At 48.7% G+C, this 19,342-nt stretch carries 19 protein-coding genes and 1 pseudogene; 17 read left to right on the top strand and 3 right to left on the bottom strand.

The genetic code is table 11. The features are described 5' to 3' along the window. The first annotated feature begins 37 nt into the window (after positions 1 to 37). The 11 genes and pseudogenes from deoC (K0036_RS02180) to K0036_RS02225 all read left to right on the top strand — a co-directional run bounded on the left by deoC (K0036_RS02180) (position 38) and on the right by K0036_RS02225 (position 10,045). On the top strand, positions 38 to 751 hold the full coding sequence (deoC, locus tag K0036_RS02180) for a deoxyribose-phosphate aldolase (RefSeq protein WP_044955710.1): 714 nt from the start codon (positions 38 to 40) through the stop codon (positions 749 to 751). A 50-nt stretch (positions 752 to 801) separates the two neighbouring features. After that, the gene (locus tag K0036_RS02185; protein ID WP_220430626.1) at positions 802 to 2,367 is read left to right on the top strand and encodes an FGGY-family carbohydrate kinase; all 1,566 of its coding nucleotides are present in this window, start codon (positions 802 to 804) and stop codon (positions 2,365 to 2,367) included. Between the two features lie 28 nt (positions 2,368 to 2,395). Beyond that, a complete protein-coding gene (locus K0036_RS02190) occupies positions 2,396 to 3,547 on the top strand; it encodes an iron-containing alcohol dehydrogenase (protein WP_025645652.1) in 1,152 nt (383 codons plus the stop codon). A 14-nt stretch (positions 3,548 to 3,561) separates the two neighbouring features. Next, entirely contained in the window at positions 3,562 to 4,368 is an 807-nt protein-coding gene (locus tag K0036_RS02195) for an HAD family hydrolase (protein WP_220430627.1), read from the top strand. Between the two features lie 41 nt (positions 4,369 to 4,409). Continuing rightward, positions 4,410 to 5,102 carry a deoxyribose-phosphate aldolase gene (deoC, locus tag K0036_RS02200; RefSeq protein WP_025645648.1) on the top strand — a complete coding sequence of 231 codons (693 nt, stop codon included), beginning with the start codon at positions 4,410 to 4,412 and terminating at the stop codon, positions 5,100 to 5,102. 54 nt (positions 5,103 to 5,156) lie between these two features. Next, the gene (locus K0036_RS02205; RefSeq protein ID WP_220430628.1) at positions 5,157 to 6,734 is read left to right on the top strand and encodes an FGGY-family carbohydrate kinase; all 1,578 of its coding nucleotides are present in this window, start codon (positions 5,157 to 5,159) and stop codon (positions 6,732 to 6,734) included. Between the two features lie 14 nt (positions 6,735 to 6,748). Then, positions 6,749 to 7,900, top strand: a complete 1,152-nt coding sequence (locus K0036_RS02210; RefSeq protein WP_173693480.1) for an iron-containing alcohol dehydrogenase — start codon at positions 6,749 to 6,751, stop codon at positions 7,898 to 7,900. Positions 7,901 to 7,949: 49 nt separating this feature from the next. Continuing rightward, entirely contained in the window at positions 7,950 to 8,663 is a 714-nt protein-coding gene (locus tag K0036_RS02215; RefSeq protein WP_025645643.1) for an MIP/aquaporin family protein, read from the top strand. Positions 8,664 to 8,703: 40 nt separating this feature from the next. Next, complete coding sequence (locus K0036_RS02220) at positions 8,704 to 9,144, top strand: RpiB/LacA/LacB family sugar-phosphate isomerase (protein ID WP_025645642.1); 441 nt, start codon at positions 8,704 to 8,706, stop codon at positions 9,142 to 9,144. A 157-nt stretch (positions 9,145 to 9,301) separates the two neighbouring features. Then, a pseudogene (locus K0036_RS19630) lies at positions 9,302 to 9,514 on the top strand (GntR family transcriptional regulator); the annotation flags it as partial. 48 nt (positions 9,515 to 9,562) lie between these two features. Next, positions 9,563 to 10,045, top strand: a complete 483-nt coding sequence (locus K0036_RS02225) for a GntR family transcriptional regulator (protein WP_227036533.1) — start codon at positions 9,563 to 9,565, stop codon at positions 10,043 to 10,045. A 66-nt stretch (positions 10,046 to 10,111) separates the two neighbouring features. Here the strand turns inward: K0036_RS02225 and K0036_RS02230 are convergent, their stop codons facing one another. From K0036_RS02230 to K0036_RS02240, 3 genes are read right to left on the bottom strand one after another with little or no spacing between them, the layout of a single operon-like run. Beyond that, positions 10,112 to 11,551 (bottom strand): Na+/H+ antiporter NhaC family protein, encoded by a 1,440-nt coding sequence (locus tag K0036_RS02230; protein WP_220430629.1) that lies wholly within the window; start codon positions 11,549 to 11,551, stop codon positions 10,112 to 10,114. Between the two features lie 24 nt (positions 11,552 to 11,575). After that, positions 11,576 to 12,631: an aldo/keto reductase gene (locus K0036_RS02235; RefSeq protein WP_220430630.1), complete on the bottom strand. Its 1,056-nt coding sequence runs from the start codon at positions 12,629 to 12,631 to the stop codon at positions 11,576 to 11,578. Positions 12,632 to 12,657: 26 nt separating this feature from the next. Beyond that, the gene (locus K0036_RS02240) at positions 12,658 to 13,005 is read right to left on the bottom strand and encodes a TIGR04076 family protein (RefSeq protein ID WP_025645635.1); all 348 of its coding nucleotides are present in this window, start codon (positions 13,003 to 13,005) and stop codon (positions 12,658 to 12,660) included. A 354-nt stretch (positions 13,006 to 13,359) separates the two neighbouring features. On the opposite strand from K0036_RS02240, the gene K0036_RS02245 reads away from it, so the two are divergent. The 6 genes from K0036_RS02245 to K0036_RS02270 all read left to right on the top strand — a co-directional run bounded on the left by K0036_RS02245 (position 13,360) and on the right by K0036_RS02270 (position 19,197). Beyond that, on the top strand, positions 13,360 to 15,180 hold the full coding sequence (locus K0036_RS02245; RefSeq protein WP_252997578.1) for a DUF2075 domain-containing protein: 1,821 nt from the start codon (positions 13,360 to 13,362) through the stop codon (positions 15,178 to 15,180). 29 nt (positions 15,181 to 15,209) lie between these two features. Then, entirely contained in the window at positions 15,210 to 15,602 is a 393-nt protein-coding gene (locus K0036_RS02250) for a nucleotide pyrophosphohydrolase (protein WP_044955733.1), read from the top strand. Next, a complete protein-coding gene (locus K0036_RS02255; RefSeq protein WP_220430631.1) occupies positions 15,574 to 16,167 on the top strand; it encodes a class I SAM-dependent methyltransferase in 594 nt (197 codons plus the stop codon). The genes K0036_RS02250 and K0036_RS02255 overlap by 29 nt, the downstream gene beginning before the upstream one ends. Before the next feature lie 90 nt (positions 16,168 to 16,257). Continuing rightward, complete coding sequence (locus K0036_RS02260; RefSeq protein WP_025645630.1) at positions 16,258 to 17,130, top strand: AraC family transcriptional regulator; 873 nt, start codon at positions 16,258 to 16,260, stop codon at positions 17,128 to 17,130. Positions 17,131 to 17,207: 77 nt separating this feature from the next. Beyond that, entirely contained in the window at positions 17,208 to 17,846 is a 639-nt protein-coding gene (locus tag K0036_RS02265) for a TetR/AcrR family transcriptional regulator (RefSeq protein ID WP_025645628.1), read from the top strand. 70 nt (positions 17,847 to 17,916) lie between these two features. Further along, a complete protein-coding gene (locus tag K0036_RS02270; protein WP_173693484.1) occupies positions 17,917 to 19,197 on the top strand; it encodes an MFS transporter in 1,281 nt (426 codons plus the stop codon). The last annotated feature ends 145 nt before the right edge of the window (positions 19,198 to 19,342 follow it).

Consider the following 19,342-nt stretch of genomic DNA (forward strand, 5'->3'; position numbering starts at 1 on the left):
CTATTAATCACGGCAAAGTTTAAGGAGGAAAATAACTATGAAAATCCGTGGAATTGAAATCAACAAAGCGTCCCTTGCAAAAATGATCGATGGTTCTTTATTGAATCCATTCACGACCCTTGATGAGATTAAGGAATTAGTAGACATGTCTTTGGAATATCATACGAATTCTGTCTGCGTCAATCCGAATTATCTGAAATATGTTGCGGACAGATTAAAAGGAACGGACGTCAAGGCATGCGTGGTAATCGACTATCCATTCGGAACCGGAACGATCGAGGACAAATGCCGGGAGGCAGAGATCGCGATCCAGAACGGCGTGGAGATCATCGATTATGTTATTGATTATGGACACCTCAAGAGCGGCGACAAGGCCCATCTTCTGGAAGAGGTCAAGGCATGCGTGAAAGCGGCGAAGGGCAGGGAGACCCGTTTTATCATCGAGGTCTGCTATCTGACAGAGCAGGAGATCGTAGATGCATGCGAATGCGTGATCGAAGGCGGCGGAGACTTTGTAAAGACTTCTACCGGACGCTTCGGAGGCCCGGATATGAAGATCATCGACCTGCTGGTAAAGACCTGCGCAGGACGCTGCAAGCTTAAGATTGCAGGAACCGGACAGTTCTGGACTACCAACATCGCCCTGATGGCTGTAGCAGCGGGCGTAGACATTATCGGCACTCGTTCTGCCAAGAAGATCGTGGACGAACTTCCAATCTTTGAATCCATGGTCAAGAACATTGAAGTATAACGTTTAAAAGGCCGGATTTTCCGGCCACACAAAAGATAAAGGAGAAAAATATGGGGAAATATGTGATAGGAATTGACGCGGGCACGATGGGTGTACGCTGCGTAATATTCGACCTTGAAGGCAATGAGATTTCTTCGGCTTATTTTGAGACTCCTACAGTATATCCCAAGCCAGGCTGGGTAGAACAAGACGCGAATGATGTTATTGAACTGGCATACAAATCGGTTGCAAAGGCAATTGAAAAGAAGAATGTGGACACTTCCGAGATCATCTCGGTAAGTTTCACGAATCAGCGGACTTCCTGGGCACCAATAGACAAGGATGGGAACTTCCTGCACAACATGATCCTGTGGCGGGATCAGCGCGGCGCGGAGATCTTTCCCTGGGCCAGGGAGCAGCTTGCAAAGCATGGCATGACGGAACTGGATTTGTACAAACGCTGCGGACATCCGCTGGGATCCGTTCAATGTGGATCTAAGGCATTCTGGTACCGTCTGAATAAGCCGGAACTTTATGAGAAGACATACAAGATGATTACGCCGCACGCGATGCTTGCCAAGGCATTCGGCGCGGATGACTGGTATGACGAGGAAAGCGATGCCAACTGGTGGCTGGTGACGAACGGGGATACCTTTGAGTTTGACCCGGAACTGTGCGACATCTTTGGCATGGACATTGACAAATATCCAAGGAACATGAAGCCAGGAACTCCGATCGGCGCTGTGACGGAGGAAGTTTCCAGAAAATGCGGGCTGAAGGTAGGAACACCGCTGTTCGTAGGATCCGGGGACCAGCAGTGCGGCGCTGCGGGAGTGGGTAACTCTGGAGAGGCCGGTCTTGGCTCTGTATGTCTGGGAACCGCGGGATTGTGTATCGGCTACTCAGCTACGCCGGTGCGTGACGCCAATGGCAAGTGCCATGTGCTTGGCCATCCGGCAGGCGGCTATACGATGGAAGGCCATGCCTCGGCGGCAGCCTCTTCCTTCCGGTGGTGCAGGAATACTTTCAGCCGGTTTGAGATGACGGCGGCAGATCTGGCGGATATGGATGTCTACACGATCATGAGTTCCATTGCGGCAAAAGCGCCGATTGGGTCGAAGGGAACCATCTTCCTGCCATGGCTTGCAGGGGCGGCGTGCCCTTACTACAATGATTCCGCGCGAGGCGCGTTTATCGGCATGACCCTTGGCGTTACCAAGTCAGAACTTCTGCGGGCCGCGATGGAAGGCATCTGCTTCGAGATGCGTGGAATGCTGGATGCTCTCAAAGATGCAGGATTTCATGAGTTCAAGAAGCTTCGCGTTACAGGAGGGGCTGCCCGTTCCGATCTGTGGAACCAGATCCAGGCAGACATCTACGGATGTCCGGTGGAAACGGTCAATGCATCGGAAGCCACCGCACTTGGCGCGGCGATGATCGGCGCGGTTGGCGCAGGCGTATTTAAAGATCTGGCCGAGGCGTCCCGGCATATGGTACGTGTCAAGGATACTTATGAGCCGATCCCAGAAAACGTTGAGCGATACAACGAGGTCTACGAGGTATTCAAGGCCTGCTACAAGGGCCTGGCAGCGGACGGATTTGAACAGATCAATGCTTACCAGAACAAGTTCTGTTAAGCGGCACAGCACAAAAAGGAGATATGTCATGGAATTTTCATTTTTAACAGCACGAAAAATCGTATTTAAGACGGGTGCGGTTGCAGACATTGCCCAGTACATAGCAGGATATGGGAAGAATTTCCTGATTGTGGTGGATCCTTTCTTTAAAGAGTCTGAAACAATGCAGAAGGTTAAGAGCCAGCTGGACTCTATCGGCGCGAAGTATACGGTCTACGGGGAAGTAAGCGGAGAACCGACGGTAGAGCAGACGGACGAAGTCTGCGAACTTGCCGTAAAGAATGGCTGTGATGCGGTTATGTCCATCGGCGGCGGCAGCAATATTGACGTAGGCAAGGCAGTCGCAGCGCTGATTACCAATGGAACTCCCGCGATCGACTACATGGAGTATGTAGGCCGCGGCAAGAAGGTAGAAAACGAGCCGGTTCCCTTCATCTCCATTCCGACAACGGCAGGAACCGGAAGCGAGGTTACCAAGAATTCTGTCCTGGGATCAAAGGTCCAGACATTCAAGCGCTCCATGCGCTCGGATATGATGCTGGCGAATCTGACTATCGTGGATCCGGAATTAAGCAGAGGCTGCCCAAAGAAGGTGACGGCATCCTCAGGCATTGACGCCATGACCCATCTGATAGAGGCTTATACTACCTGGAGGGCGACTCCTATCAGTGACGGGCTGGCGCTAAGGGGCATCGAGCTGGCGGGCAGATATCTAAGGCGCGCGTATGATGACGGAAACGATATGGAAGCAAGGGAAGGAATGGCGGCAGCGGCTCTGCTGGGCGGCATGGCATTCGCCAACTCCGGCCTGGGGGCAGCTCACGGCATAGGCATGGCCGTCGGGATTGCTTACCATGTGCCTCATGGAGAGGCATGCGGCATCCTGCTTCCACATGTAATGAAGCTGAATCAGAAGAAGGCGGAAGAAAGAATGGCTAAGATTGGAGAAGCCCTTACAGGAAGACGGTTCGCAAAGCCGGAAGAAGGCGCGCAGGCAGCGGTTGATTTCATTCTGGAACTGAACGCGCATATGGAGATCAAGCCGGACTTCAAGCATCTGGGAATTCCTCGCGAGGATATCGAAAAACTGGCGAAGGCCAGCTACGGAACCAGCATGAGCAGTAACCCGGTACAGCTTGAGATGGATGAGATGATAGAATACATCAGCGAGATTGTATAGAAGGCAGGTCATAGATGATAAGATTAGTTGCCAGTGATATGGACGGGACGCTCTTGAATTCCCAGAAGGAGACCGGGCGCGGACTAAAAGGCGTTATCCGTACGCTGAGGAACCGAGGAGTGCTGTTTGCAGCCGCAAGCGGCAGAAGCAGGGGCAGCATCCTGAGTTATTTTGATGATATGCCGGTGACGGTAATCGCAAATAATGGCGGCGCGGTCTATCTGGAGGATGGAACCCTCCTTTTTACAGGAGAGTTCCCCTACGAAAAGGCAAGACCCGTCATGGAGGCTGCCCGGTCAGCCTCTTACATGCATCTGGTCCTGATCGGCGTAAAAGACACCTATGTCCAGATGGATGAGCCAGAGGAACATAAGATATTCGCGGATTTTTATTTCAATAAGAAGGTCAGGTTCGTCCCCAGCCTGGAGCAGGTATTTTTGACGGATCAAATCGTAAAGATATCGATTAGCACTGGAGCGAACCGTCAAAATGAGAACCGGGGAATGAAGTTTATGCAGCAGTTTGCGGATACCTTTTCCCTCGTACTTTCCGGCGATGGCTGGGTGGATCTGACCAGGAAAGGGATATCGAAGGGATATGGGCTGGAACAGGTGTGCAGGCACTACGAAATAGCCATGGAGGATACGATCGTATTCGGTGATTATCTGAATGATCTGGACATGCTCCGGCTTACGCCGAACAGTTATGCCATGGCCAATGCACATCAGGAAGTAAAGAAGGCCTGTATGAACGTAACCCGTTTTACCAACAATGAGGACGGCGTTGTCAGAGAACTGACGAATATATTCGGATTAGAGTAGCAGTCAGCGGATCGGCAATGGGATCGAGGAGGAAACATAATATGATGACGGTTAGAGAATTTGCAAAACATTTTGATTTGGCATGGCTTGCCCCTGACGCACAGGAAAAAGATATCATTGCCGCCTGCGCGACAGCTGCTAAATACCAGGTAAACTCCGTGAATGTCAATTCCTGCTGGGCAGAACTGGCGAAGAAGGAACTGGCAGGAACAGGCGTGGGGCCAAGCGCTGTAATCGGGTTCCCCTATGGCGCATGCATCTCTGAATGCAAGTTTCTGGAATTGGAGCGGATGGTGGAACTTGGATGTACGGCGTGCGACATGGTCGTGAACATCGGAGCCATGAAAGATCACAATTATAAGCTGGTAGAAGAAGAGATAAGAAAATTTGTGGAGATATGCAAGCCTGCCGGATGTGACACGAAACTGATCTTTGAAGTGGGATTTCTTACGGATGAGATGATCGCGGATCTGACGAAGATCTGCTGCGGGGCGGGGGTTACATATGTTAAGACGGCTACCGGAAGCCAGGCATTTCCGGATATCCATCAGGTTAAGATCATGAAGGAAAATCTTTCCGGCGACACGAAGATTAAAGTATCCGGCGTTCCAAGGACATTCACCCTTCCGGCAGCCATGTATGCATTCGAGCATCTGGGCGTCAGCCTGATCGGGACAAGAAGCGCGGGCAAACTCGTTGCCCAATATGCAGAGTACCTGGAAGAGATAAAATAAAAGGGTCTTTGCTGGCTGGATTAAAAGAGGGATAAATACAAAGGAGGAAAAAAGATGACTACGTATTTTGTTTCTATTGACATTGGAACTACTGGCACGAAGGCGATCGTCTTTGATAAAAAGGGAAATATCAAAGGCAGCGGGTCATTTGATACGCCTACCTATTTCCCACGTCCCGGATATGCGGAACAGGAGACGCAAGAGATAGTAGAACTGCTATACAGCGCGACGAAATATGCCATCAATAATGCAGAAATCGATCCAAAGGACATCGAAGGAATTTCATTCTCCCACATGTGCTGCTCCTTCGTTCCTGTGGACCGGGAAGGAAACTACCTAAGCCGTTCTATTCTATGGAATGACTTCCGTGGGGAAGAGATGTTCCCTTATATGAGGGAGCGTCTGGAGGCAAATGGCATCAGCGAGCTGGAAGATTATAACTTTACAGGCTATCCATTCGGACCGCTGGCGACAACGCCGAAGTTCCTGTGGATTAAGAAGAATTGGCCGGAAATCTATGAAAAGACTTATAAGTTTATCGGGCTGGAGGCTGTAATGATCAGCGCGTTCACCGATAACATCGAGGAATACTGGGATGATAAGCCAGGCCTTACCTACACCAAGCTTTCGAATAATGACACGTTTGAATTAGATCCGAAGCGCGCAGAGATCTATGATATTGACATTAATAAATATCCTGGCCGCAAGAATCCGGGAGAATTCGTGGGGAGCGTGACCGAACGGGTAGCCAAACTGACAGGCCTGCTGGCCGGGACGCCGGTGTACTGCGGCGCCGGGGACCAGCGCTGCGCGGCAGTCGGCGCAGGCGTCGCAAAAGACGGCATGATCTCGGGCGTGCTTGGGACTGCGGGAGTAATCCATGCATACAGTTCGAAGCCAGTCAGGCATCCGGAAGGCAAGATATCCATTATGGGCCATGCAGGAACGGGACACTGGCAGGTGGAAGGCTCTTCCAACTCAGGAGCATCATCGCTTCGCTGGTACCGGGATGTATTCTGCCAGAATGAGGTAGGCTTCTCCAAGTTATCCGGCAAGGACATCTATAGCATCATCAGCGATCTGGCAGCCAAGTCGCCGGTAGGCTCGAATGGCGTGATCTATGCTCCGTGGCTGGAAGGATGCGACTGTCCAAGGTTTGACGGCAATGGCCGGGCCACCTTTACAGGACTATCTTTTTCCCATAATAAGAATGATATTGCGCGGTCCGTGCTGGAAGGCGTCTGCTATGAGATGAAGAGCATGATCGATGATGCGGACCGGACGCTTGGATTTAAGACGAAGACGCTTCGGACTGTGGGCGGCGGCGCAAAGTCGCGTCTGTGGAACCAGATTCAGGCGGATGTCTACAACAAACGGATCGAGACGCTTAAATGTCCGGAATCGACCGCGCTTGGAGCAGCAATGTTCGCGGCGATCGGCTCTGGCACTTACTCGGATATCCACGAAGCAATCGACAATATGGTACAAGTCGACTATTGCCTCGAGCCTATCCCGGAAAATGTAAAACGATATGAAGAACTTTACAAGATATACACGGAACTGTATGAGGATTTGGCTGTGCGTGTATTTCCTGCAATCAAGAAATATCAGGACAGGTGTTTTGAAGGATAGGAAGGAGAATTCTTATGGAGTTTACATTTTATACTGCGGATAAAATTGTATTTAAGCGGGGCGCGCTTAAAGAAGCAGGGGATTACATCGCCAGGCTGGGCAAGAAGTTCCTGGTCATTATAGACCCATTCTTTGCGGAGAGTCCGGCAATGGAAGACTTGACGAGACAGCTGGAAGCGCTGGGAGCAGACTATCTGATCTTTAGCGAGGTCAGGGGAGAGCCCACCGTCGATCTGGTGGATGAAGTCAGCAGACTGGCGCTTGCGAGCCAATGTGACGCCGTGATCTCCCTGGGAGGCGGAAGCTGCATTGATGTAGGAAAGGCTACGGCAGCCATCATCACCAATGGCGGCCCGGCAGTGGATTACCTAGAAGTGGTAGGAAAGGGGAAAAAGGTCACGGAGGCCCCGGTGCCCTTCGTTGCGATCCCAACCACAGCGGGAACAGGCAGCGAAGTGACCAAGAATGCGGTGCTTGGCTCCAAGACGCAGGGATTCAAACGTTCTATGCGTGATGACAAGATGGTGGCTACCATTGCTATCATAGACCCGGAACTGGATATGGGATGTCCACGGAAGGTTACGGCCACATCCGGGATAGATGCCCTGACGCATCTGATCGAGGCCTATATTACTTTCCGCGCGACTCCGATCAGTGATGGACTGGCGCTTAAAGGCATCGAACTGGCGGGGAAATATCTGCAGAGAGCCTGCGACGACGGGAAAGACATGGAAGCGCGGGAAGGCATGTGCGCTGCGGCCCTGCTGGGTGGCATGGCATTTGCGAACTCGGGACTTGGCGCGGCTCATGGATTTGGCATGGCAGTAGGCATACGCTACCATCTGCCTCATGGCGAGGCCTGCGGGATCGCCCTGCCTCATGTGGTACGCCTGAATGCAAAAGCATGTCCAAAGAAGATGGATAAGATCGGCGAGGCCCTGACGGGCAGACGATTTGACAAGGCAGGAGAGGGTACGCAGGCAGCGATAGATTTCCTGTTTGACCTGAATAAGGCAATCGGCATTGCGCCGGATTATAAATTCCTGAACGTACCTCCTGAGGAAGTGGCAGAGGTGGCATTGGGCAGCAGAGGGACGAGCATGACAAGTAATCCAGTTCAGCTGACAGACGAAGAGTTGATCGCATTTCTCCGGAACATTATGTAGCAGTTATGATTACCGTTTGTACAAAAGAGAAGATTTGGAGGAGAAAATTATGTTATTGAAATTCCTATCTGAGTTAGTTGGTACATTTATTCTGATATTGTTAGGAGACGGCGTTGTTGCAAACGTTACGCTGAACAAGTCAGGCATGAAAGGCGGCGGCACGGTGCAGATCACGCTTGCCTGGGGGCTTGCGGTCATGGTTCCGGCGTTTATATTCGGCGCGGCGTCCGGCGCCCACTTTAATCCGGCCCTTACCCTGGCGCTTGCAGTGGAAGGAAGTGTTGCGTGGGCAGAAGTACCGTTTTATATCATCGGGCAGTTTGCGGGAGCGTTTCTGGGCGCGTGCTGCGTATACCTTCTGTTCAAAGGACAGTTTGATGCCACGGAAGATCCAAACACGAAACGAGGCGTATTCTGTACATCGCCTTCCATTCCGAACAAAGCCCTTAACATGCTCTCAGAGATTGTGGCTACATTCGTGCTGGTATTTGCCATTAAGGGGATCGGACAGGTGTCCGGCATTGCAGGCGGCTTAAGCAATGTATTCGTCTTTGGCATCATCACTTCCATCGGCATGAGCCTTGGAGGCCTGACAGGATATGCCATCAATCCGGCCCGTGACTGGGGCCCGCGTATTGCCCATGCTTTGCTGCCGATCAAAGGAAAAGGCCCGTCTGGCTGGGACTATGCGGTTGTTCCAATGGTGGGACCGATTATCGGAGCGTTGCTTGCGGTTGGACTTTATGCGGTAATTCCGTGGTAAGAAACAGGATACATCAAGGTTAAGAAGAGGGGTGGCAAAGATGAAGATTGCGATTGGATGCGATCCAAATGCACAGGAAGCAAAAGAAGAATTAATAAGATTTATCAAAGAAAAGAACTATGGCGAGGTGACGGATTTTGGAAGCACTGACCCAATCTACGCGAATACGGCGATCAAGGTCGCGGAGGCAGTAGCATCGAAGAAATATGACAGGGGAATCTTGATCTGTGGCACAGGCATAGGCATGTCAATCGCGGCAAATAAGGTAAAAGGCGTATACGCGGCGCTTCTATCGGACGTATATTCTGCGCAGCGGGCCCGCCTCAGCAACGATGCCAATGTAGCATGCATGGGTGCATTTACATCAGGAAGCAAGAACAGGGAGATGATGACGGAAGCGTTTCTTTCCAATGAATTCGTGCCAGGATGCTCATCCCAGCCGAAGGTTGAGGCGTTTGTCAGGTATGATAGCAAGAGATAAGAGGCAGTCTGATCATGAAAAAGACCGGTGCGGAAATATCTGTATCCATTCAGGTGTTTCCGCATTTTTAAATTCTTTCTCCCTTAATTCGCTTGCATGCTTTTAATTTAGCGGATATAATGAAAGCAAAGTCTGAGGTTGAAATGGAGGTAGCAAATTGACAGGCCTAAATTTAGATAGCCCCTGTCCGTTATATGTTCAACTGGAGAAAATCTTGCGTAAGAATATTGAAAAAGGCATTTGGAAAGAAGACGCAAGAATTCCATCTGAAAATGAATTAAGCAGAGAATATGGTTTAAGCAGGATGACTGTAAGGTCAGTTTTAAATAAATTGGCCCAGGAGGGCTTAATTTACCGGGTTCCGGGTAAGGGTACTTTTGTTAGTTCGAATAAAATTATAAGCAAGCCCCTTTCTCAGATGGGAATAAGAGACCAGCTTGAGAAGATGGGGTATGAAAATGAAACCAAATTGATTTATACGGATACTGTAGAATGCGATATCAAACTGGCAAGGAAGCTGAAAGTTAATATTGGCACTCCGCTTTATAAGATTAAGAGGGTAAGAAGCGTGAATGACGAGCCATTCAGCATACATCTGTCCTATATCCCAAAGCAGTGCTGCGAAGGGATCTTTGAGCGGGGATATGACTTTGAGCATATGCAGCTGTGCGATATCTTGAAGGAAGGATATGGCATCGAGCAGAACCAGATGGTTGAGACGCTGGAGATTGTCAATGCAAGGCCGGATGAGGCACAACTGCTGAATGTAGATGAGAATTATCCTTTGATCCACCTTGAAAACACTTTGTACTCCCAGATGGGAGAAGTGACGGAATATTCTTCCGTTCTTTTCCGGGGAGACAGGGTGAAGATTGAGATAAAGAATACGTATAGTTCATAAGAATGACAGGGGCCTTGTGCCTCTGGTGCGGCCGACATCCTTGGATGCCGGCCTTTTTCTTATCTTTTAATGTGATTCTTCCAGAGTCCTTACCGGCTTGCCATCTGCGCCTTCGTATGCTCTGCCCCAGCCGGTTATTACGGAGAACAGCAGTACCAGGAACAACGAGAAGCAGTAAAACATGAATCCACTTACCTGAGTAACGGATAAGGCATCTGCATACTCATATCCGGCTGTAAGGGAAGATCCGATGAATACGAATACGCTCAGAAACGGAACTGCCAGGACAATGGAATTGGCAAATCCATCCAGCAGATTGGCCCGGCGGTATGGATGCAGGCCGACGCGCTTCCCAATCTCGTTCTGGATCTTTCCAAAGGTGGCCATGGAGGCGCTGGTCACGCCGCCGAAGAACATGGTTGTGATGGAGATTCCAAGCATCATGGCAATCTCTGCGCCGCGGGTAGTCTGGCCAAACTTGCTGCCCAGGATCATATTGGTGATCTTCTCCAAAGCTCCGGCAGCAGTGAGTACGCCCATGATTCCATATACGGAAAGTACAAGGGTGATGGTTGCGATCATCCCATTGATGCCATCGGTAAGGAAGCCGGCAGGCGCGCCGTCCTTGACGGAAAGGATGCTGCTTGGGGTCAGAAGGTGGAATGCCATTCCTACGATGGTTCCCAGAATCAGTCCGACGGTAATGGCTTTATAAATATTTCTGGTTTTTACGGCGGTAACCAGCATCACCACTACAGGAACCAGCATGACCAGCGTGGCAGGGTTCATATTTTGGGAGAGTATCTCCTCTGCGCCGCTGCCAAGCGTTCCGCCGCCTCCAAAGATCCAGAACAGTACAAAAGAGACTGCGCCGGCAGCCAGCGAGTATTTCAATCGGCTGGTCACGCATCCGCCTACGTCAGCGAAGCCGGATTTTTTCGTGTATTCCTGGGTGCCCGCAGATATAATCGTCGTATCGGAGATAGGAGCCAGGTTATCGCCAAAGATTCCGCCGGATACGATGGCGCCCGCCAGCGCGGCCGGATTGCTCCCCAGCAGGATGCCTGCTGCGTAGAAGATAGGGAAACAGGTGAACATGGTTCCCAGGGAGGAGCCGGTTGCGGATGCAATGATACATACGGCAAAAAAGGTAAATGCCGTAAATAAGCCGCCGCCCACATGCAGTTTATCGGCGAGCCATACAAAGCCGGTGGAAATATTGGCAGCCTTGATCATGGCAGAAAACATGCCGATGATCAGCAGCAGGACGGCAACCGGGATGGCCTCTTTCGCGCCATCATAGACGGCTTCCCAGAAGCGGTCATAATGCCCTTTCTTAGTGAAGACAGCGCTGATCAGCAGTGCCACGAAGGCTCCCATTGCAAGCGCGTACATTTCAAATGCTTTCAATACGATAAAATATAAGATGCAGAAGAATAGGAAGATGCATACTGGAAGGAATGCAACCATCCATCCTCCTCTGAATTCGAGTTTTTTCTTTTCCATATCAGGTGTTTCTCCTTTGTAGTGTTAACTTTGTTCCTCTTTCGTGATATTCATATGCATAATATTACGGTATTTTGAACCTACGGTACGCTCTAACTCAAACGGCTCGCCCTGTGGAGTCGGAAATTGCTTAAGGAACGTGCGGATTGTGTGAATATCGTTCTCAGACAGTTCAAACTTGAATATCTGCGCATTGGATTCTACGTGCCTGCTGTTGCGGACTCCGACGATAGCGCCGGCAACGCCGTCCTGGCTTAGGATGTACTTGGTTGCGACATTGGAAATGCTGGCGTCATATTTTTCCGCAATTCCTTTTAGAAGTACAAGCAATTCCTGGTAACCATCCCAGCCCAGAGAATCTTCGATGATCTGAAGGTATTTTACCTGGGAGCGGGTCTCGGGCTCCGCGGCTTTCCTGCCCATCCATTTCTCTGCCAGGAATCCGCCGGAGAGGGTTCCGTAGCATAATAGCTTGATATCATTTTCTTTGCAGTAGTCCAGCATCTTCCGCTCCGTACGGCGGTCAAATACGGAATACTGCGCCTGCATGGAGACTACCGGAATTCCGGCATCCACCAGTTCTTTTAAATGTGCCGTATCAAAGTTGGTCACGCCGATGTTGCGGATTTTCCCCTTTTCTTTTAAGCGCATCAGGTCGCCTGCCGTCTCGATGCATCCCGGAATATCATAGTCCCACCAGTGGAACTGCACCAGATCCAGGGTGTCCCGGTTCAGGCGCATCAGGCTCCGGTCGATGATCTTTTCCGTAAATTCATAGTTTACCTGGCTTAAGTAATTAATATCTGGCACATATTTCGTATGTATCTGGATATCGTCAGCGGAAAAGCCGTGGCCGTTCTTTAGTTCCGTTACGAACTGGCCGATGAATTCTTCCGCGCCTGTGTAGATATCCGCACAGTCAAACGTTGTAAATCCTTGCTCTACCAGCATGTGGAACGCTTTCATAACATCCTTAAGATCCAGGCTGCCCTGCAGGCTGTGGCCTTTCGAGAGCTGCCAGCAGCCATTTAACACCCTGCTGATCGTATAATCCTTGGCTAATTCCATTCTCTGTGTCATTTTCTTTCCCTCCATATCAAACTTAATTAATCTTCATTTCCCTGATAAATATCTTCCACAGTACAATCGGCGTGGCTGAATGTCCGCTTACCAATCCTCGTAATCTTAAACCGCGCGCCGCAATTGGGATCTGGGCAGGCAATCACGCTGTCCGAGAGCATCCAGTCATTTTCATGCAGTTCTCTTTGCTTAGCCGGAAGAAGCGGAAGCAAGGCAGCAAGGGAATACATGGAAAATGAGGTGGTCTGCGGAAAGACCAGATTTTCTCCGATGACCAGGAAGTAGTCCCCCTCCTTATGGCTGCATACCATGGGCTTGTCTGAGGCAATAACCTCGACCTTTAGATCGTACAATGTAAATTCATCATGATTCATAGATAAACATCCTTTCCAGTGAAATAAAAAAACCTGTCCTTGAATAGATTCATTCAAGGACAGGCATAAAACCTGCGGTACCACCTTGTTTGGTATAAAATATACCCTCTTTCACAGAGTGCCGTCACACTCCTGACCCTATAACGCTGGTCTTGCGTCTCAGTTACTTGATAAACGTTCACTTCGCCCTCCGAGGCCCACTTGCTGCTACTGACATCTGTCCGGCTTCCACCATCCCGGATTCGCTGAAGACCGTTGCACAGCCTAACTTCCTCATCTGCGGTTTTAATTTTTAACATTATAGCACCGCCCAGCAGAAAATGTCAACAATCAAAGCAGAAGAAGATAGTGAAAATGAGCCTTGTATATGCTATCATGGATTTAGTCGGGAAACGGCTATCTCTATCAGACGATCAGAAGGTGATACATATGACAAAAGAAGATGCTTTGGTGGTATACGAACTTAATTGCAGCCAGAAGGGACTTGAGGAATTTAAAGAAAAGATTAGTTCCGAGGCGGATAAAAAGAAGGAACTCCTATTAGAATATCCCACCGTGTATTTGATGAATTGGGGGAAAAACAGGGAGTACGAAGTCTATGTGGGGGAAACTACCGATATCATCAGGCGCACTTTGGAACATTTATCCGGCGCGCGCAATGGGCAGAATGACTGGCATGCGCTGCTTGGAAAGAATCAATCGAAGATGTTCGTGATCGGACACGATCACTTCAATAAATCACTTACCTTGGATATTGAGAGCAAGATGATGCTATACATGTCCAGCGTAGAACGGGTGAAAAAAGTCCATAACCGCCGTACGAATCAACAGAAAAAGTATTACACATGGATGGAATTGGAAGCCATATTTTCAAAGATATGGGAACGTCTGGGCCAATATAATCCAGAACTCTTTCCATTAGAAAGCGTGGTAAAAGAGGCCGCTATATTTAAGGCATCCCCGTTCCATAAACTGACAGACGAGCAGGAGCGGGCCAAGCAGGAAATCCTGGAGAAAGTCAGGCGGGCATTAAAGTCAGACGAGACCGGCCAGATTATTATGATATCCGGAGAGGCAGGAACCGGGAAAACGGTTCTAAACAGCAATATCTTCTATGAACTGAATGCTAACTGCGGCGAGACACCGGGAGAGAGAATCGAAAGTTATCTGGTGGTCAATCATGATGAGCAGTTGACCGTGTATAAGCAGATTGCGGACAAATTGGATTTATGCCAGGAGAATAAAGAGATTGTCTGCAAGCCTACTGCATTTATCAACCATCATTCAGTTAATGAGCCGGTAGACGTGGTGCTGGTGGATGAGGCTCATCTGCTATGGACGCAGGGCAAGCAGTCTTACCGTGGGAAGAATCAGTTAAAAGATATCATGGAGCGGGCCAAAGTCGTCATCGTCATGTTTGATCAGAAGCAGATTCTGAGGACAGAGCAGTATTGGGAGAATCAGATGATCGAAGAACTGGAGCGTCAGGCAAAGAAAAGGGATAACTATATCGTTCTTAAAAACCAGCTTCGTATGCAGGCAGATATCGAGACGATCGAGTGGATCCGGGATTTTGTGGACAGACAAGAGATCAGGCCAATCCCTCATGATACAAAGGGTTATGAAATCAACATATTCGATACGCCTGCGCAATTGCAGGAGGAGATCCAGAACCGTTCAGAGAATCCAGGTACAAGTCTTTCAAGGATCGTCGCCACCTTTGACTGGGAATATATTGACAAGAAGCCGCCTCATTACCAGAAATACTGGGAGGTCGCGATCGGGGGCTGGAAGATGCCGTGGAACAAGCAGATCAAGACGGACAGAAAAGCACAAAAGAGAAATAAGAAGTTGTCCTGGGCCGAGCAGGAGCATACCATTCATGAGGTAGGCTCAACCTATACGATACAGGGATTTGACCTAAATTATGTAGGCGTGATACTGGGGCCTTCTGTAAAATACAGGGATGGAAAGATTGTCTTTGATCCGTCCTGCAGCAAGAATAAAAAGGCAGTACAGAACAGGACGTTAAGTGATGGAACCAAGCAGAACTTCGCGCAGACGCTGCTTAGAAATGAGATCAACGTACTTTTAACCCGAGGCGTAAATGGACTCTATATTTATGCCCAGGATGAGGAACTTCGGGAGGCGTTAAAGCATGCAAAGCGTCACTGACAGAGAATGAGAAAGCGGGGGATATGGAGATGTCAGAATTGCAGGAACTACAACATCTGGTAGAACGATTTTGTACAGACAGGGATTGGGACCAGTTCCACAATCCCAAAGATCTGGCCGTCGGAATATCTACCGAGGCAAATGAATTGCTGGATATATTCCGGTTCAAGTCGGATGAGCAGATGAAGGCAATGATGTCGGATGACAAAAAGAGAGAACATATCGGGGAAGAACTGGGAGATATTTTCTTCTTTTTGCTGCGCTTCGCCCAGAGAAATGGGTTTGATCTAAAGGATTGCCTGGAAGATAAGATCAGGAAAAATAATGAGAAATATCCGGTGGAATCTGTAAAAGGTAGCAATCTGAAGTATACGGAGAGAGTTGGAGATACGGATGAAAGAGATAAACTTCAATTACTATGAGGAGAACGCCTCAGAATTCTTTGAGTCTACGGTGACAGCGGACATGGTAGATCTATATACCTCATTCTTATCCATGGTCAGTCCAGGAGGAAGGATATTGGATCTGGGGTGCGGCAGTGGACGGGACAGCAAATACTTCATAAGACAAGGATTCCAGGTAGAGGCAATGGATGGTTCTCCGGCCTTGTGCCGTCTGGCTTCTGAGTTTATTGGGCAGGAAGTATTCTGCGCCCAGATCGAAGAAATGGATTATCAGCAGGAGTTCGATGGAATCTGGGCTTGCGCTTCTCTGATCCATGCAGAGAAGAAAGAGATGCAGGGCGTGCTGGAGAAGGTCAAACAGGCCCTGAAAAAAAGAGGAGTCCTGTATGCATCCTTTAAGCAGGGACAAGGAGAAGGGATGAGAGGCGGCCGGTTCTTCAACTTTTATGATGAGAAGGAATTGCGATTTTTATTTAGCAGGATCGATGGACTGGAACTGGTGCAGATCTTCAGGACGGAGGATGTAAGGCGGGATAAGAGCGGGGAGTTCTGGATGAATGTAATAGCAAAAAGATTATATTAGGAACGTGTATACGTGACAGCCAAGCGCACAGGATATCATGCATCGCGCTTCTGCTTTGGCTATACTTGGCTTATGGAAAGGAGGAGAACGATGGAGTGGATGAAAGGGCTGCAAAAAGCGATAGACTATATTGAAGAACACCTGGATGAGGAGATTGACTATACGGAGATTGCCAGGCAGGCATATTCCTCTAATTTTCATTTTCAGAGGGTATTTCATATTATCTGCGGATATTCCGTAGGGGAATATATCCGCAACCGGAGGCTGTCTGAGGCCGGGAATGACTTGGCCTGCGGGGACTGCAAGGTAATTGATGCCGCATTAAAGTATGGCTATCAAAGTCCGGAAAGCTTCAGCCGCGCATTTACGAAGTTTCACGGAATTACGCCGCTACAGGCTAAGACCGGAAAAGGAAATCTCAAATCGTTTTCCAAGGTTTTCCTAAAACTAGTATTAGAAGGAGGAACAACGATGGATTACAGGATTGAGAAACAGGAAGCATTCAAGGTTATCGCAAAGAGGGCAAGATATGAAGGGGGAGGGGAGATTTCCCAGCAAAATATCCATGCTACATGGGAAAATTGCCAGAAAGACGGAACCATCGGGAAGTTATGCAAGTATGTGAATACCGAGAGTATTTTCGGGAACTCGATTGTAGGAATCTGCTTTGACAATCCAAATGAAGGAGATTTTGATTATGCTATAGGAACAGCGTACTCAGGCGGAGCCGTGGAAGAAGGGCTGACGGTGGAAGAGGTGCCAGCTAATACTTGGGTGGTATTCCCGTGTACAGGGGCTATGCCGGAAGTATTCCAGAAGTTGTGGAAGAGAGTTTATACGGAATTCTTTCCAACCAGCAAATACCAGCCATCAGGCGGCATGTGCATAGAAGTATATCCAAGTAATGATGTATATTGCAATGATTTTGATTGCGAGATATGGTTGTCGGTTGTGGAAAAATAATTAAAAAGCGCCCATTGACGAGAATATCATTCTATGCTATTGTAAACATACAGTGTGTATGTAAAAGAGGTGAGGATATGCCGAGAAATAAATATCCTGAAGAAACGGTAGAAAAGATATTGGATGTCTCGTTGAAACTGTTTTTGGAAAAAGGCTATGAGAATACAACCGTCCTTGATATTGTGGATCATCTGGGAGGATTGACAAGAGGGGCGTTCTATCATCATTTCAAATCGAAGGAAGAAGTGATGAGCGTGCTGTCGGAGCGGCTGTTCTATGAAAATAATCCCTTTGAAAAGGTGAAGCGGAATCAGGATTTGAATGGTCTGCAGAAACTGAAAAAGATCATTGAAGACTCTATGGAAGATACCGCTTACCGGAAGATAAGCATAGAAAGTATTCCCCTGCTGGATAATCCCAAGTTTCTCGCGGAGCAGATCGAAAGCAACCGGGACATAGTCATGCCTGCATTCCAGGAATTGATTGAAGAAGGGATTCAGGATGGCTCCATTCATACAGATTATCCGAAGCAGACGGCGGAGATTTTGACATTTCTGGTTAACTTCTGGATGATACCAAGCGTATTTCCTTATGAAGAAGAGGAAGGAATTCTGCGGATTAAGCTGCTGCGGCAGGTTACGGACAGCATGGGAATACCGATTATTGACGATGAGTTGATGGAGCAGATGGAAAAGGTGCTGAGTGATTCAAAATAAAGTTGCCTGAAAGGGCAATTTTATTTTACACATATACATACATGCTGAATGTATAAAAAGGAGAGAATGAATGAAAAAAGAAAAATTATTTACCAGAAACTTTATTTTCCTGATCCTGGGACAGATTAATTCCTTATTTGCCAATACGATATTGAGGTTTGTACTGTCTATGTACATCTTGGAGTTAACTGGCTCCGCATCAATTTTCGCCGGTCTTTTGGCAGTATCTATGATCCCTACGATTCTGCTATCGCCCTTTGGCGGAATACTGGCAGACAGGGCAAATAGGAGGAATATCATGGTGGGCCTGGACTTTCTGTCGTGTATTACGGCTTTTGTAACGGTACTTTTGATCAACGAGTCCAACGCTGTCGTAATGGCTGGCTGTGTTCTAACGGTCTTGTCTATTCTGGGAGCGTTTGAATCGCCGACCGTCCAGGCCGTGGTGCCTCAGATGCAGGAAGGAGACAATATTATACGGGCAAATGCGGCTGTCAACCAGGTGGCTGCGCTTGCGGGGCTGATCGCGCCATTTCTTGGCAGCGCTCTTTATACGATCTTTGGTCTCAGGCCTGTGCTGGCTGTCAGCGTAGGATTCTTTTTCCTTACGGCAGTATTAGAAGTATTTATCCGACTGCCCTACCATCGGGAGGAAACAAACCAAAAGTGGACGGCAGTAATAAAGGAAGACTTCCAAGTGAGTATCCGCTTTATCACGAAAGATAAGCCCGAAATATTACGGATGCTTCTGGCCGTATCCGTAGTCGGTTTCTTTATAATGGGGACGATCAATGTAGGGCTTCCCTATATCGTCAGGACAGTCCTGGGCCTGGGAGCGGAACATGTAGGAATCGCGGAAAGCGTATGCGGCGCAATGGCAATACTGGGGAGCATTATTGTAGGAGTTGGAGTAAAGCATATGAAAGCGGCACAGATGTACAAATACCTGTTTGCCGTGGGAGCCTTCATGATTCCCATGGGGCTGGCATTCCTGGCTGACAATGTACGATTGATCTATCTGATTGTTCTGGCATCGGTTGCCGGAGTCCAGATTCTGGTAAGTATCTTTTCAATCTATAGCCTGTCGCTGATCCAGCAGCAGACGCCAAATGAACTGCTGGGAAAGGTTATGGCTTATATTGCGACGATAACATTATGCGCGCAGCCGCTGGGACAGATGATGTATGGAATCCTGTTTGACACATTTTCCGGCAATATCATATGGATCATGATTGGATCGGCAGCGTGTATTATGCTGATCAGCCTTATGGCCCGAAACGCATTTTTATACTATGGGTATAATGACAAATGCCAGGAGGCGTGTTATAGTAAGGATATCATCGAAAGATAGAAGAGTGGAGGCTTGGAAACACAGGCAATCCGGGAAAGGAAAAGAAAATGGCGAACATTACGATTTTAGCGGATCTTCAACTTAACAGTGAACGCATGGATGCTCTGGAGGAAAGACAGAGTCTCTTTGTAGTGCATTCCGGTAA

The sequence above is a fragment of the [Clostridium] scindens genome (assembly GCF_019597925.1).
Classification (GTDB): domain Bacteria; phylum Bacillota; class Clostridia; order Lachnospirales; family Lachnospiraceae; genus Clostridium_AP.

Coding starts and splice junctions, on each gene's coding strand:
- deoC (WP_044955710.1), top strand. CDS start 38: ATGAAAATCCGTGGAATTGAAATCAACAAAGCGTCCCTTGCAAAAATG.
- K0036_RS02185 (WP_220430626.1), top strand. CDS start 802: ATGGGGAAATATGTGATAGGAATTGACGCGGGCACGATGGGTGTACGC.
- K0036_RS02190 (WP_025645652.1), top strand. CDS start 2,396: ATGGAATTTTCATTTTTAACAGCACGAAAAATCGTATTTAAGACGGGT.
- K0036_RS02195 (WP_220430627.1), top strand. CDS start 3,562: ATGATAAGATTAGTTGCCAGTGATATGGACGGGACGCTCTTGAATTCC.
- deoC (WP_025645648.1), top strand. CDS start 4,410: ATGATGACGGTTAGAGAATTTGCAAAACATTTTGATTTGGCATGGCTT.
- K0036_RS02205 (WP_220430628.1), top strand. CDS start 5,157: ATGACTACGTATTTTGTTTCTATTGACATTGGAACTACTGGCACGAAG.
- K0036_RS02210 (WP_173693480.1), top strand. CDS start 6,749: ATGGAGTTTACATTTTATACTGCGGATAAAATTGTATTTAAGCGGGGC.
- K0036_RS02215 (WP_025645643.1), top strand. CDS start 7,950: ATGTTATTGAAATTCCTATCTGAGTTAGTTGGTACATTTATTCTGATA.
- K0036_RS02220 (WP_025645642.1), top strand. CDS start 8,704: ATGAAGATTGCGATTGGATGCGATCCAAATGCACAGGAAGCAAAAGAA.
- K0036_RS02225 (WP_227036533.1), top strand. CDS start 9,563: ATGGGAATAAGAGACCAGCTTGAGAAGATGGGGTATGAAAATGAAACC.
- K0036_RS02230 (WP_220430629.1), bottom strand. CDS start 11,551: ATGGAAAAGAAAAAACTCGAATTCAGAGGAGGATGGATGGTTGCATTC.
- K0036_RS02235 (WP_220430630.1), bottom strand. CDS start 12,631: ATGACACAGAGAATGGAATTAGCCAAGGATTATACGATCAGCAGGGTG.
- K0036_RS02240 (WP_025645635.1), bottom strand. CDS start 13,005: ATGAATCATGATGAATTTACATTGTACGATCTAAAGGTCGAGGTTATT.
- K0036_RS02245 (WP_252997578.1), top strand. CDS start 13,360: ATGAGCCTTGTATATGCTATCATGGATTTAGTCGGGAAACGGCTATCT.
- K0036_RS02250 (WP_044955733.1), top strand. CDS start 15,210: ATGTCAGAATTGCAGGAACTACAACATCTGGTAGAACGATTTTGTACA.
- K0036_RS02255 (WP_220430631.1), top strand. CDS start 15,574: ATGAAAGAGATAAACTTCAATTACTATGAGGAGAACGCCTCAGAATTC.
- K0036_RS02260 (WP_025645630.1), top strand. CDS start 16,258: ATGGAGTGGATGAAAGGGCTGCAAAAAGCGATAGACTATATTGAAGAA.
- K0036_RS02265 (WP_025645628.1), top strand. CDS start 17,208: ATGCCGAGAAATAAATATCCTGAAGAAACGGTAGAAAAGATATTGGAT.
- K0036_RS02270 (WP_173693484.1), top strand. CDS start 17,917: ATGAAAAAAGAAAAATTATTTACCAGAAACTTTATTTTCCTGATCCTG.